The sequence below is a fragment of the Aestuariimicrobium sp. T2.26MG-19.2B genome (assembly GCF_950101875.1).
GTDB lineage: Bacteria > Actinomycetota > Actinomycetes > Propionibacteriales > Propionibacteriaceae > Aestuariimicrobium > Aestuariimicrobium kwangyangense.
This window is the reverse complement of record NZ_CATNLW010000002.1, coordinates 300,493-312,988: the sequence shown is the minus strand read 5'-3', so window position 1 is coordinate 312,988 and position 12,496 is coordinate 300,493. Positions and strand designations below refer to the sequence as shown.

The 12,496-nt window shown below is 68.5% G+C and carries 13 protein-coding genes; 8 read left to right on the top strand and 5 right to left on the bottom strand.

Translation table 11 applies throughout. From position 1 onward, the window contains the following. Positions 1-15: 15 nt before the first annotated feature. Together metX and metW are read left to right on the top strand one after the other, a co-directional pair. The gene (metX, locus tag QQZ11_RS11270) at positions 16-1,161 is read left to right on the top strand and encodes a homoserine O-acetyltransferase MetX (RefSeq protein WP_284550472.1); all 1,146 of its coding nucleotides are present in this window, start codon (positions 16-18) and stop codon (positions 1,159-1,161) included. Further along, positions 1,161-1,808 (top strand): methionine biosynthesis protein MetW, encoded by a 648-nt coding sequence (metW, locus tag QQZ11_RS11265; protein WP_284550471.1) that lies wholly within the window; start codon positions 1,161-1,163, stop codon positions 1,806-1,808. The genes metX and metW overlap by 1 nt, the downstream gene beginning before the upstream one ends. Here the strand turns inward: metW and QQZ11_RS11260 are convergent. Next, positions 1,802-2,740 carry a 5'-3' exonuclease gene (locus tag QQZ11_RS11260; protein ID WP_284550470.1) on the bottom strand — a complete coding sequence of 313 codons (939 nt, stop codon included), beginning with the start codon at positions 2,738-2,740 and terminating at the stop codon, positions 1,802-1,804. The two genes, metW and QQZ11_RS11260, sit on opposite strands and share 7 nt — an antisense overlap. A gap of 45 nt (positions 2,741-2,785) precedes the next feature. Between QQZ11_RS11260 and QQZ11_RS11255 the strand changes: the two genes are divergently transcribed. The 4 genes from QQZ11_RS11255 to QQZ11_RS11240 are packed head-to-tail and all read left to right on the top strand — an operon-like array spanning position 2,786 to position 6,258. Beyond that, a complete protein-coding gene (locus tag QQZ11_RS11255; protein WP_284550469.1) occupies positions 2,786-3,247 on the top strand; it encodes an Lrp/AsnC family transcriptional regulator in 462 nt (153 codons plus the stop codon). Positions 3,248-3,263: 16 nt separating this feature from the next. Beyond that, the gene (gene lnt, locus QQZ11_RS11250; protein ID WP_284550468.1) at positions 3,264-4,859 is read left to right on the top strand and encodes an apolipoprotein N-acyltransferase; all 1,596 of its coding nucleotides are present in this window, start codon (positions 3,264-3,266) and stop codon (positions 4,857-4,859) included. A 40-nt stretch (positions 4,860-4,899) separates the two neighbouring features. Then, complete coding sequence (locus tag QQZ11_RS11245; RefSeq protein WP_040438168.1) at positions 4,900-5,658, top strand: polyprenol monophosphomannose synthase; 759 nt, start codon at positions 4,900-4,902, stop codon at positions 5,656-5,658. 36 nt (positions 5,659-5,694) lie between these two features. Further along, a complete protein-coding gene (locus tag QQZ11_RS11240) occupies positions 5,695-6,258 on the top strand; it encodes an FxsA family protein (protein ID WP_284550467.1) in 564 nt (187 codons plus the stop codon). A gap of 4 nt (positions 6,259-6,262) precedes the next feature. Here QQZ11_RS11240 and QQZ11_RS11235 read toward each other — a convergent pair whose 3' ends face one another. Beyond that, on the bottom strand, positions 6,263-6,601 hold the full coding sequence (locus QQZ11_RS11235) for an RNA polymerase-binding protein RbpA (protein ID WP_026377961.1): 339 nt from the start codon (positions 6,599-6,601) through the stop codon (positions 6,263-6,265). 100 nt (positions 6,602-6,701) lie between these two features. Continuing rightward, the gene (locus QQZ11_RS11230; RefSeq protein WP_284550466.1) at positions 6,702-7,481 is read right to left on the bottom strand and encodes a glycerophosphodiester phosphodiesterase; all 780 of its coding nucleotides are present in this window, start codon (positions 7,479-7,481) and stop codon (positions 6,702-6,704) included. Between the two features lie 63 nt (positions 7,482-7,544). Here QQZ11_RS11230 and pdxY point away from each other — a divergent pair, with 63 nt between their 5' ends. After that, positions 7,545-8,393, top strand: a complete 849-nt coding sequence (gene pdxY, locus QQZ11_RS11225; RefSeq protein WP_022910204.1) for a pyridoxal kinase PdxY — start codon at positions 7,545-7,547, stop codon at positions 8,391-8,393. Between the two features lie 9 nt (positions 8,394-8,402). On the opposite strand, the gene QQZ11_RS11220 is transcribed toward pdxY, so the two are convergent. Then, positions 8,403-9,929 (bottom strand): helix-turn-helix domain-containing protein, encoded by a 1,527-nt coding sequence (locus QQZ11_RS11220; RefSeq protein ID WP_284550465.1) that lies wholly within the window; start codon positions 9,927-9,929, stop codon positions 8,403-8,405. Between the two features lie 149 nt (positions 9,930-10,078). Between QQZ11_RS11220 and lpdA the strand changes: the two genes are divergently transcribed. Further along, entirely contained in the window at positions 10,079-11,479 is a 1,401-nt protein-coding gene (gene lpdA / locus QQZ11_RS11215; protein ID WP_284550464.1) for a dihydrolipoyl dehydrogenase, read from the top strand. A gap of 106 nt (positions 11,480-11,585) precedes the next feature. On the opposite strand, the gene QQZ11_RS11210 is transcribed toward lpdA, so the two are convergent. Further along, positions 11,586-12,224, bottom strand: coding sequence for a cation transporter (locus QQZ11_RS11210; RefSeq protein WP_284550463.1), 639 nt, complete (start codon positions 12,222-12,224; stop codon positions 11,586-11,588). Positions 12,225-12,496 lie beyond the last annotated feature (272 nt).

Genomic DNA, 12,496 nt, shown 5'->3' with positions numbered 1-12,496 from the left:
GACAGACTGGGACGCATGAGTGCACCCGCCCCCGACCCCGGCCTGGGTCTGGTGACGACGCACAACGTGCGGCTGTTCGACGAGGACCAGCCGCTCGAACTGGCCAGCGGGGCGACGCTGGGGCCCGTCGACGTGGCCTACGAGACCTACGGCACCCTGAATGCCGCACGCGACAACGCCGTCTACATCTGTCACGCGCTGACCGGCGACGCCCACGCGGCGGGATGGCACGAGGGTGACCGGCGACCCGGCTGGTGGGACAACCTGATCGGTCCCGGTCGGGCCGTCGACACCGACCGCTGGTTCGTGGTCAGCAGCAACCTGCTGGGCGGGTGCCAAGGGACCACCGGGCCCAGTTCCACCAATCCGGCGACCGGACGCGCCTACGGCCTCGACTTCCCCCTGGTACAGATGAGCGACTTCGTCGACGTGCACCTGGCCCTGGCCCGACACCTGGGCATCGAGACGTTCCACGCGGTTGTTGGTGGCTCGTTGGGTGGGATGCAGGCCCTGCAGTGGGCGCTACAGGCCCCCCAGACCCTGCAGCGTGCCGTGATGATCGCCTCGTCCAGCCGGTTGACGGCCCAGAACATCGCCTTCTCGGCGGTGGGACGCCAAGCCATCATGCGCGACGAGAACTTCCACGCGGGCCAGTTCGCCCAACACGGCCACAACCCCGACGTCGGGTTGGCCATCGCCCGGATGATGGCGCACATCACCTACCTGTCGGAGGAGGCCTTCCAGACCAAGTTCGGACGGGATCCGCAGACCGAACCCACCCCGGGGTTCGGGATCGACTTCGCGGTCGAGTCATACCTCGACCACCAGGGTGAGGCCTTCCTGTCGCGGTTCGACGCGCTCAGCTACCTCTACCTCACCCGGGTGATGGACTACTTCGACCCGTTCGCCGATCCGGCGGCCCTGACCAGGTTGCTGGACGACCCGGTCGACTTCCTGGTGATGAGCTTCGACTCCGACTGGCGCTTCTCGACCGAGCACAGCCGCAGGATCGTCCGCGTGCTCGAACAGGCGGGGCTCCCGGTCAGCTTCCGGGAGGTGCGTTCCGACTGGGGCCACGACTCGTTCCTGCTCGAGGTGCCGACCTACCACGAGACGATCGAGGCCTTCCTGACCGCCAACCGTGAGGTGGAGGGCTTCTGATGGTGCTGCGCGCGGATCTGCAACTGCTGGCCGGTTTGGTGCCCGAGGGGTCCCGGGTGCTCGATCTGGGCTGCGGCGACGGGGCCCTGCTCGCCCACCTGTTCCGCACCAGGGCCTGCGTCGGCACCGGTGTCGAGAAGGACCCCGAGCAGGTGATCGCGGCGATCGGCCATCGCGTGCCCGTCATCGAGCTCGACCTCGACCACCAACTGGGGGAGTTCGCCGACAGCTCCTACGACGTCGTCGTGCTCTCGCGCACCCTGCAGACGGTGCACCAACCGGAACAACTGCTCAGCGAGATGGCCAGGATCGGCCACCGGCTGGTCGTCTCGATGCCCAACTTCGGGCTGTGGCGGCACCGACTCCGGCTGCTGACCGGACGGATGCCGGTCAACAAGGACCTGCCGTACCACTGGTACGACACCCCGAACCTGAGGATGTCGTCGCTCTACGAACTCGAGCTGCTCTTCGACCGGCTCGGCCTGGTCGTCGAGCGGCGGGTGCCGCTGGCCGAGGACGCGCGGGCCTCCTGGTTCTCGGGCCTTCGTCCGAACCTGACCGCCGGGGCCGCGATCTACGTGTTGCACTCGCAGCGCTGGCACGCCGACGAGTCACTGAACCCTCTCAGTGACCCCCCGCCTCAGTGACCCAGCGCAGCGCTGAGCCGCTCGGCTGAGGACCCCAGCCCCCACCGTTCACTCAGGGCCGCCACCCGCTCCCCGTCCCAGGGCAGTGACTCCAGGTCGTCGACGCTCGGCAGGTCGAGGTCGGTGACCACCTGCACCACCACCTGGGCGGGTCCCAGGTACTCGACGGCGCCCGCCAGCCTGGTGCGCAGGCCGTTGGACATGCCCGAATCGGGATCGGTGGCGGCCACCGCGATCTCGTCCAGCCCGCCGTAGGCCTGGATCAGCTGAGCGGCGGACTTCTCCCCGATCCCCGCCACGCCGGGCAGACCGTCGGAGGCGTCACCGCGGAGCACCGAGAAGTCGACGTACTGGTCGGCGTTCACCCCGTACTTGGCCTCGACCCAGGCGGAATCGACCAGGTCGTGCTTGGCGACGCCCTTGCCGACGTAGATCACCTTCACCTCACCGGTTGCCAGTTGGAACAGGTCACGATCGCCGGTCACCACCAGCACCGGACGGGTGGCCTGGTGGGCGAGGGACCCCAGCACGTCGTCGGCCTCGTGGTCGTCGACGCCGATCACCGGGATCCCGTAGGCAGCGAGCACCTCGCGGATGATCGGTACCTGCACGGCCAACTCGTCGGCGGCCTCCTCGGCCTGTCCACTGACGGCACCGGTGCCGCCTGCCCCCACCACCTCGTGTGCGGCGTCACCGACGACCTGCGCGACGCGGTGGGCCTTGTAGCTGGGCACGAGGTCGACCCGCCAGGTCGGGCGCCAGTCGTTGTCCCACGCGCAGGCGATGGCTCCAGGGTGGTACTGCTCGATGAGTCGGGCCAGCGAGTCCATCAGTCCGCGGACCGCGTTCACGGGGGTGCCATCGGGGGAGGTCACGGAATTGGGCACCCCGAAGAACGACCGGAAGTAGAGCGACGCGGTGTCGAAAACCATGAGCGGAGTCGGGGTCACACGCGGAATGGTGCCACGATGGGCGGCATGGAGACCATTGATCACCACATTCTTGCGCTCCTGGCCGAGGACGGCCGCATGTCCTACACCGACATCGGCAAGGCGACGGGGCTGTCGACCTCTGCCGCCCAACAGCGTGTGCGGAGGCTCGAGCAGCGCGGGGTGATCACCTCGTACCGGGCGGTGCTGAGCCCCGAGCAACTCGGGCGCACCCTGACGGCCTTCATCTCGATCAGGCCCTTCGACCCGGCCGAGGACGAACTCGTGCCTGCGGTGATCGGGACGATGCCCGAGGTGACCGATTGCTACTCGGTGGCCGGCGACGCGTCCTACCTGTTGAAGGTGCAGGTGGCCACGCCCGCCGAACTGGACGAGTTGCTCACCCGCATGCGGCTGCAGGCCAAGGTGTCGACCGCCACCACGATCGCACTCACCACCCTGTTCACCGATCGTCCGCTGATCGCCGCCGACCCCGAGGACCGGGAATGAACAGGGGTGACCAGGCGTGACCAGCGACCGCCTGCGCGCCTGGCAGCGGGTGCCGCTGCTGGTGCTTGCCGGGGTCGTGACCGCCGGGGGGTTCGCCCCGCTGCAGTGGTGGCCGCTGGCGTTGCTCGGACCGGCCGCCTTCTTCTGGCTCGCCCGCGGAGGGCTCGAGCCCGACGGCAGGGTGAGCCTGCGGGTGGCGCGGGCAGGGGTGTGGCGCGGCTTCCTGTTCGGGCTGGGCTTCTACGGCGCCCTCGTCGGCTGGATCGGGGTGCTCGGCTGGTTCGTCGTGCCCGGGCTGGTGGGACTGATGGCGCTGCACACCGGCCTGGTGGGGCTGGGCGTGGCGCTCGTCCACCGATTGCGCTGGTGGCCCGTCTGGACGGCAGCCTGCTGGTCGCTGGGGGAGTGGACGGCCGCCCGCTACCCCTTCGGCGGGTTCGCGTGGGGCCGGCTCGCCTGGACCACCGCCGACCAACCACTGGGCGGATGGCTGGGCTTCGTGGGCGCCTCGGGGGTGAGCCTGCTGTGCGCGCTGGTCGCCGCAGCCGTCGCACACCGGGTTGAGCGTCCCCGGCTGCGGCCCTCGGTCTCGGAGGCAGTCGTCGTCGCCATCGTGCTGGCCGGACTGGGCCTGGGACGGGCCCCCGCCCTCCCGGCGACGGGCCAACGAGTGGCCGTGGGCATGGTGCAGGGCAACGTCGACGGCACCGCCGGACCGGATTCGCTGGGCTACGCCCGTTCGGTCACCAACAACCACCTCTCGGAGACGATCGCCCTGATGGCGCGCGCCCGGACCGGCCTGGATCCTCGTCCGCAGTTCGTGCTGTGGCCCGAGAACTCCACCGACATCGACCCGACCGTCGACGCCGACACCCGCGAGATGATCACCGAGGCCCAGCAGCTGTCGGGTCTGCCCATGTTCATCGGCATCGTCCGCTACGGCCCCGGCCCCGACGAACGACAGACCTCGGGGCTGTGGTGGACCCAGCAGGGACCGGGGGAGCGCTACGACAAGCGAAATCTGGTCCCCTTCGGGGAGTACATCCCGTTCCGCGACGAACTGCTCCCGCGCTTCCCGATCCTGCAGCAGGTCGGAGCGCAGGGGGTTCCCGGCACCAAGCCGGGGGTCACCAGCGCCACCGTGGCGGGCCGCACCCTGCGGGTCGGCGACATCATCTGCTTCGAGTTGGCCTACGACTCCTCGGTTCACGACGTGGCCAGACTCGACCCGCAACTGGTGGTGGTGCAGTCGAACAACTCCACCTACACCTTCACCGGACAGCCCGCCCAGCAGTTCCAGATCACCCGGGTGCGAGCCATGGAGATGAGGCGTGACGTGGTGGTCGCGACCACCGGATCCTTCTCGGGTTGGATCGACCCCCACGGACGAGTGCTCGACCGCACCCGCGAGGCCACCGCAGCCGCGCGCACCTACGACGTCCCGGTGCGCTCCGGGGTCTCCATCGGGGTACTGGTCGGACCCTGGGTGGAGTCCGCCGCGGCGCTGGTGGCCCTGCTGGCCATGCTGACCTCGCTCGTGCTCGCCCGACGAGGGGGGAGACATCGGGTCGAGGGCTCCACGCGGAACCCGGGTGGCTACGCTGGTCCGTGAGGTCCACGCAGTCGGCGTGGCCGCGGACGAGGAGCTGTCGATGACCAGGCCACCCATCACCACCGTGCTCGTGGTGATCCCGACCTACAACGAGGCCGAGAACATCGAGAGCATCGTGGGACGGCTGCGCACGGCCGTGCCCGTCGCCGACGTGCTCGTCGCCGACGACAACTCCCCCGACGGCACCGGCGCGATCGCCGACCGGCTGGCGAAGAGCGACCCGCAGATCCACGTCATGCACCGGGCCGGCAAGCAGGGTCTGGGCGCCGCCTACCTCGCCGGATTCGCCTGGGGTCTGGAACGCAACTACGACGCCATCGTCGAGATGGACGCCGACGGCTCGCACCAGCCCGAGCAACTGCCGCTGCTGCTCGATGCCCTGCGTGATGCCGACATGGTGAAGGGTTCGCGCTACGTGCGAGGGGGCAGCACCGTCAACTGGCCCGCGGCCCGCAAGGTGATCAGCCGCGGCGGTTCACTCTGGAGCGCCGCCGTGCTCGGCCTGCCGCTGCACGACGTGACGGGTGGCTTCAACGCCTTCCGCGCCGAGACCCTGCGCACCATCGGCCTCGACGAGATCGCGTCGGCCGGTTACTGCTTCCAGATCGATCTGGCGTGGCGCACCCACAAGGCCGGCCTGGTCATCAAGGAGGTGCCGATCGAGTTCGTGGAACGGGAGTTCGGTGACTCCAAGATGAACAAGGCGATCGTCGTCGAGGCCATGATCCGCACCACCTTGTGGGGTGTTGACCATCGCGCCAAGCAGGTCAAGCGCCTGGTGACGCGCGGGGGTCGCTGACATGGCCGGGCCTGCTGACGTGAACAGGTTCTCGCGATGAGTCGTCCCCGCTGGCTGGTGCCCGCCCTACTGGTGGTGTTCATCGGTCTGCCCGTCCTCGAGGTCCTCATCCTGGTGAAGGTGGGCGACCTGATCGGTCTGTGGCCGACCATCGGGCTGCTCGTGCTGACCGCGGTGCTGGGCACGTGGCTGATGCGACGTGAGGGGACGAAGGCGTGGCGGGCGCTGATCGACGCGTTCGGGTCGGGCAAGGTTCCCAGCCGCGAACTGAGCGACGGGGCGCTGGTGTTGGCGGGTGGGCTGCTGTTGACCCTGCCCGGGTTCACCACCGATGTGGTCGGCCTGGTCTGCCTGTTGCCCTTCACCCGCGCCATCCCGCGACGACTGCTGACGGCGATGGCCGAGCACCAGGTCGAGAGCCTCGGTCTCGGGTCGGGGATGCTGCCGGGCGCCATGGGCGGCAGGGGCGGACGGGGCAGGGGCGGCGACGTGATCCCGGGCGAGGTGGTCGAACCCGACCCCGCCCCGGGTTCGGCCAGCACGACGAAGAAAACCCCCGACGGCCCGCCACGGGCCATCGAGGGTTCCGTCATCGATTGAGTCCTCAGAGCTCCTGGCTCTTGCGGTGCAGGTCGAGACGCTCCTGCAGCAGTTCCTCGAGGTCACTGACCGAGCGGCGCTCGATCAGCATGTCCCAGTGGGTGCGCGGGGGCTTCTCGTCCTTCTCGGCCGCGACGGTGCCGTCGGAACGGACGGCCTGCTTGCCGCAGCGGGGGCACTCCCACACCGCCGGCAGTTCGGCCTCGCTCGCGAAGGTCAGGTCGAAGTGGTGCCCCTGGGGGCAGTCGAACCCGATCTGCAGACGCGAGGCGAACTCGATCCCCTCCTCGTCCTCGAAGCTCTTGGACCCCAAGCCCATGCCGCGCAATGCCCGGTCAGCCATCGTCCCCTCCTCAAAGGTCGGTCTTCGTCGAGCGTAGCGATCTGCGGCAAACCCGCGCAGGGTTTCACCCCACAGCCGCATCCGATGCTGGTACCCCAGGTCAGCGGCCGGTCCAGAGACCGCGGCTGATCAGCACCGTCTTCAGCACGTCGATGGCATCGCTCACGATGCCGTCGACACCGAGGTCGATCAGGTGGTGCATCTGGTCGGGGTCGTCGATCGTCCACACGTGCACCTGCCGACCCGCTCGGTGGGCACCGCGGACGAAGCCCCTGGTCACCACCGGCACCTGACGGCCGGCCACCGCTCGTCTGACGGGTACCTGATGGGCCCCTGCGGCGCCGGGGGCGGGCAACGACACCAGCCCCGCTGCCATCTGGGCCACCACCTCGACCCTGCTGCTCGACGTGAGCGCGCGTGGCCCCGCCAGCCGCCGGTACTCAGCCAGCCGCGCCGACGAGAAGGAGCCCACGCAGACCCGGTCGAAGGCATCCCGGTCGGCGAGCAGGGCCGCCAGCGGGGCCCCGGCGCCGGGCGCCTTCAGGTCGACGTTGAGGTTGGCCCCGGGAAAGGTGTCGAGCACCTCCCGGAACAGGGGGATCGGTTCGCCGTTGACGCGCACTCGCTGCACCTGTGCCCAGGTCAACTCGGCGATCAGACCGTGGGCGTCACTGACCCGGTCGAGCCGGTCGTCGTGGAAGGCGACCAGTTCCCCATCGGCGGTGAGGTGCACGTCGGTCTCGAGATAGCGGTAGCCCAGACCGACCGCGTGTTCGAAGGCGGTCAGCGTGTTCTCCTTGCCGACGTTGTCGGGCAACAGCGACCCGCCCCGGTGGGCCATCGCCACGAATCCGTTGCTGAGGTAGGGATGGGTGCTCACGGGTCGAGTCTGGCAGGAAGCCGTCGGTGGGGGGCGGTCGAGGGCAGGTGGAAGAATGCCGGGGTGACGACCATCCTCTCGATCCAGTCCCACGTGGCCTTCGGCCACGTCGGCAACTCGGCGGCCGTGTTCCCCCTGCAGCGACTGGGGGTGGAGGTGTGGCCGGTGCACACCGTGACCTTCTCGAACCACACCGGCTACGGGGCCTGGCGCGGACCGCTGATCCCTGCCGAAGAGGTGCTCGAGGTGGTGCGCGGTATCGACGACCGTGGCGAACTGGGGCGGGCTGATGCCGTGCTCAGCGGCTACCAGGGCGGCGAGGAGGTCGGGGCCGCGATCGTCCAGGCTGTGGCGCTGATCAAGCAACGCAACCCGGCCGCTCTCTACTGCTGCGACCCGGTGATGGGTGATGTCGGTCGCGGCTTCTACGCGCGCCCCGGCATCCCGGAGTTCATCCGCGACGTCGTCACCCCGATCGCCGACGTGATGAGCCCGAACCTGTTCGAGTTGGAGTTCCTGACGGGGCGCACCATCGCCTCCATCGAGGACGCCCGCGACGCGGCCCACGCGCTGCGCTCCCAGGGCCCCGAGACGGTGCTGGTCACCTCGGTCGTCACCCCGGATGAACCGGTGATGCGCATGCTCGCCGTGAACGCGGACGAGGCGTGGGTGGTCGAGACGCCCCTGTTCGCCAGTTACTTCACCGGTTCGGGTGACCTCACCTCGGCCATGTTCCTCGCCCATCTGCTCTCGGGTGGTGGGCTGCGCCGCGCGCTGGAGCAGACGGCGGCCATCGTCCACGGCGTGTTGCGGGTGACGGTGGAGTCGGAGCACTCGGAGTTGCAGCTGGTGGCCGGCCAGGAACAGATCGTGGCCCCGAACCAACGGTTCGAGGCCACGCGTCTGGACTGAGTGGTCAGCTCACTCGTGGAAGACCTCGATGTTGGCGCCCAGCTTGTTCAACCGGGTGGGCAGGTCTTCGTAACCGCGGTTGATGACGTAGACGTCGCGCAGCACTGATTCGCCGCGGGCCGCCAGCGCAGCGAGCAACAGGCAGACCGCCGGACGCATCGCGGGCGGGCAGACCATGTCGCGGGCACGCCAACCGGTGGGGCCGGTGACGATCAACCGGTGCGGGTCGAGCAGTTGCACCGTCGCGCCGAGCTTGCCGAGTTCGAGCAGGTGGATCGCCCGGTTCTCGTAGACCCAGTCGTGGATCATCGTCTGACCCTCGGCCGAGGCTGCGATCACGGCGAAGAAGGGCAGGTTGTCGATGTTCAGCCCGGGGAAGGGCATCGGGTGCACCTTGTCGACCGGGGCCTTCAGCTTCGAGGGGTGCACCGTGATGTCGACCAGCCGGGTGAACTGGTTGTGGCTGCGGTACTCCTCGGAGAGGCTGAACTTCAGCCCCATCTCCTCCAGGATGGCCAACTCGATCTCGAGGAACTCGATCGGGGCCCGGGTGATGGTCAACTCCGAGTCGGTCACGATGCCGGCGGTGATCAGGCTCATCGCCTCGATCGGGTCTTCGGAGGGGTAGTACTCGACCACCTCGTTGATGTCGGTGTTGCCGGTGATGGTCAAGGTGGTGGTGCCGATGCCCTCGATGCCGACGCCGAGCTTGGCGAGGAAGACGCACAGGTCCTGCACCATGTAGTTCGGGCTGGCGTTGCGCAGCACCGTCACACCGGCGGTCTGTGCCGCCGCGAGCAGCGCGTTCTCGGTGACGGTGTCACCGCGCTCGGTGAGCGTGACGTGCCGGGTGCCCTTGATGTCGCGCGAGACCCTGGCCTGGTAGAAGCCCTCGGTCGCCTCGACGTCGAGCCCGAACTCGCGCAACACCTGCAGGTGGGGCTCGACGGTGCGTGACCCGAGGTTGCAGCCACCGGCGTAGGGCAACTGGAACTCGCTGTAGAAGCGCAGCAGCGGGCCAAGGAACATGATCACCGAGCGGGTGCGGCGGGCGGCGTCGAGGTCCATCTCGTCCAGCCGGAGCTCCTCGGGGCGCACCAGGGTGAGCAACGACTTGTCATCGCTCCAGGTGCACTCCACGCCGATCGAGGTGAGCACCTCGATGATGCGGTTCACCTCTTCGATGCGGGCGACACCGCGCAGCTTGGTGGTGCCCTTGTTGATCAGGCTGGCGCACAGCAGCGCGACGGCGGCGTTCTTCGAGGAGCGCACCTCGATCGAACCCGAGAGCTTCGTCTCGCCCTGGATGCGGAAGTTCATGGTGCGGGAATCGGCGCGGGCGATCAGCGGCGACTCGAGTGCCTCGGCGATCTTGTTGATCATCTCGAGGCTCAGGTTCTGGTTGCCTGCCTCGATGCGGTGGATGGCGCTCTGCGAGGTCGACAGCTCATCGGCGAGTTGCTGCTGGGTCAGTCCGCGCTGCTTGCGCGCGTCCCTGATCAGGCTTCCGATGGCGGCGGGGCTGGTGTTGGTCACCCGATCACGATAACTCATAAACGATATGAAGCAAGCCTGACCGGGGCCGGGCGAGCGAGCGCGGAGCCGCCGGGGGAGCGCTGGGGCACCCATGCGGGACGGCCGGGGCGGTCACCCGGGCGTCCGGACGGAGCACTAGAGTGTGGCCCATGAGCTCGCATTACGACGTCGTTGTCCTGGGCGCCGGCCCGGGTGGTTACGTGGCCGCCATTCGTGCCGCCCAGCTTGGCAAGAAGACCGCCATCATCGAGAAGAAGTACTGGGGCGGTGTCTGCCTCAACGTGGGCTGCATCCCGACGAAGTCGCTGCTGCGCAACGCCGAGATCGTCAACCTCGTGACCAAGGAGGCCGACAAGTTCGGCCTCGAGGGCGAGGTGACGGCCAAGTACAACAAGGCCTACACCCGCAGCCGTGAGGTCTCGAAGCGGATGACCAACGGCGTGCACTACCTGATGAAGAAGAACAAGATCACCGAGTACGACGGCTGGGGAGAGTTCGCCGACGCCTCGTCGATCACGGTCACCAAGGACGACGGTTCGGCCGAGACCGTCACCTTCACCGACTGCATCATCGCGACGGGCGCCACCACCAAGATGCTGCCCGGCACCAAGGTGAGCGACAAGGTCGTCACCTACGAGGAGCAGATCCTGGCCGAGGAGGTGCCCGCCTCGATCATCGTCGCCGGCTCGGGCGCCATCGGCACCGAGTTCGCCTACGTGCTCAACTCCTACGGCGTGAAGGTCACCATCGTCGAGTACCTCGACCGGATCGTGCCCCTCGAGGACCCCGAGATCTCGTCGGAACTGGCCAAGGCCTACAAGAAGCTCGGCATCACCCTGATGACCTCCACCAAGGTCGAGTCGATCGACGAGTCGGGTGCCGGGGTCAAGGTGACCGTCTCGCCCGCCAAGGGTGGCGACCAGCAGGTGCTCGAGGCAGACAAGGTGCTGTCGGCGATCGGCTTCCAGCCGCGCGTCGAGGGTTACGGACTGGAGCGCACCGGGGTCAAGCTGACCGAGCGCGGTGCGATCGACATCGACGACTTCATGCGGACGAACGTCGAGCACATCTACGCCATCGGCGACGTCACCGCGAAGCTGATGCTCGCGCACAACGCCGAGGCCATGGGGGTGGTGGCGGCCGAGACCATCGCGGGTGCCGAGACCTTCCCGATCGACTACATGATGGTGCCGCGCGCCACCTACTGCCAGCCTCAGGTCGCGAGCTTCGGCTACACCGAGGCGCAGGCCAAGGAGTTGGGCCACGACGTGAAGGTGTCGAAGTTCCCCTTCTCGGCCAACGGCAAGGCCTGGGGCCTGGGCGAGGGAGGCGGCTTCGTGAAGATCGTCGCCGACGCCAAGCACGGTGAACTGCTGGGCGCCTCGATGATCGGGCCCGACGTCACCGAACTGCTGCCCGAACTCGTGCTGGCCCAGAACTGGGACCTCACGGCCGAGGAGATCGGACGCACCATCCACGCGCACCCGACCCTGTCGGAGGCGATCAAGGAAGCGGCCGAGGGAGTCGTCGGCCACATGATCAACCTCTGATCCTCACCCAGTGAACCCCCCGCGACTGAACTTGGGGGGACTGAACTTGGGGCACTGAACCTTGGGGGATCAGCTCCGCGCGAAGGCCCTGTCCGGCCGGCCGTTGTCAGTCATCGTCAACGGCCTCACCGGCCAGGGCCTTCGCCGCGAGACCCTCCTCCTCGGCGACCTCCCAGACCTCCTTGGCCGCGGATCCGTTGAGCAGCACGATGCCCAGGCCGAGGACGATGTCGGGCCAACCCGAGTGCACCCAGGCGGTGAGGCCGGCCATCAGGATGATCGCAGCGTTCGCGAAGACGTCATTGCGTGCGGCCAGGAAGGCGGCCGTCGACATGCTGCCACCGTGGTGGCGGATGCGCGTCAGGATCAGCGCGCAAGCGGAGTTCACGATGATGGCGCCGCCGGCGGTGAGGGCCAGCGACAGCACCTCGGGTGGGTGCGGGTCGCCGAACTTGGCCACGGCCTGCCACAGCGCGGCCACGGCCGGTACCAGGATGATGACGGCCATCAGCTTGCCCATCCGGGCGCGGCGGTGGATCGTCCAGCCCAGCGCGAGGGCGATCAGCAGATTGACCGCGGTGTCCTCGAGGAAGTCGACCGAGTCGGCGAACAGCGACACCGACCCGATCCTGAGCGCGACCGCAGCCTCCACGAAGAAGTAGCCGAGGTTGAGCGCCGCCACCAGCAGCACGGTCCGACGCAGCTGCCGAGGGGTGATGAGTGGGGTGGAGGTTGCTGCTGTCACGGCGCCAGTCAATCACGGTGCTCCGGTTGCGCTCGTCCGGTGCCGTTGCCCTCGATCCGAGCCAGTTGCCCGCGTGCGGTGCAGTTGCCCCCGGGGAGGGCCAGGGCACGTGGGCCCATCGAGGGCAAGTTGGACGGCCCGCGGGCAGCCAGCACGTATCGAGGGCAAACAGGGACGGCCCGAGGACGCACCCCCGCCGGAGCCCGATCCAGGTCCCCGCCGGGACCCGGGTGGAATCGAATCACCAGCTCCACCGTGTTGAGGGCTGACCT

Excerpts from the sequence above, each read along its gene's own strand:
- QQZ11_RS11235 (WP_026377961.1), bottom strand. The coding sequence starts at position 6,601 with ATGGCTGACCGGGCATTGCGCGGCATGGGCTTGGGGTCCAAGAGCTTC.
- QQZ11_RS11240 (WP_284550467.1), top strand. The coding sequence starts at position 5,695 with ATGAGTCGTCCCCGCTGGCTGGTGCCCGCCCTACTGGTGGTGTTCATC.
- metX (WP_284550472.1), top strand. The coding sequence starts at position 16 with ATGAGTGCACCCGCCCCCGACCCCGGCCTGGGTCTGGTGACGACGCAC.
- metW (WP_284550471.1), top strand. The coding sequence starts at position 1,161 with ATGGTGCTGCGCGCGGATCTGCAACTGCTGGCCGGTTTGGTGCCCGAG.
- QQZ11_RS11260 (WP_284550470.1), bottom strand. The coding sequence starts at position 2,740 with ATGGTTTTCGACACCGCGTCGCTCTACTTCCGGTCGTTCTTCGGGGTG.
- QQZ11_RS11255 (WP_284550469.1), top strand. The coding sequence starts at position 2,786 with ATGGAGACCATTGATCACCACATTCTTGCGCTCCTGGCCGAGGACGGC.
- lpdA (WP_284550464.1), top strand. The coding sequence starts at position 10,079 with ATGAGCTCGCATTACGACGTCGTTGTCCTGGGCGCCGGCCCGGGTGGT.
- QQZ11_RS11245 (WP_040438168.1), top strand. The coding sequence starts at position 4,900 with ATGACCAGGCCACCCATCACCACCGTGCTCGTGGTGATCCCGACCTAC.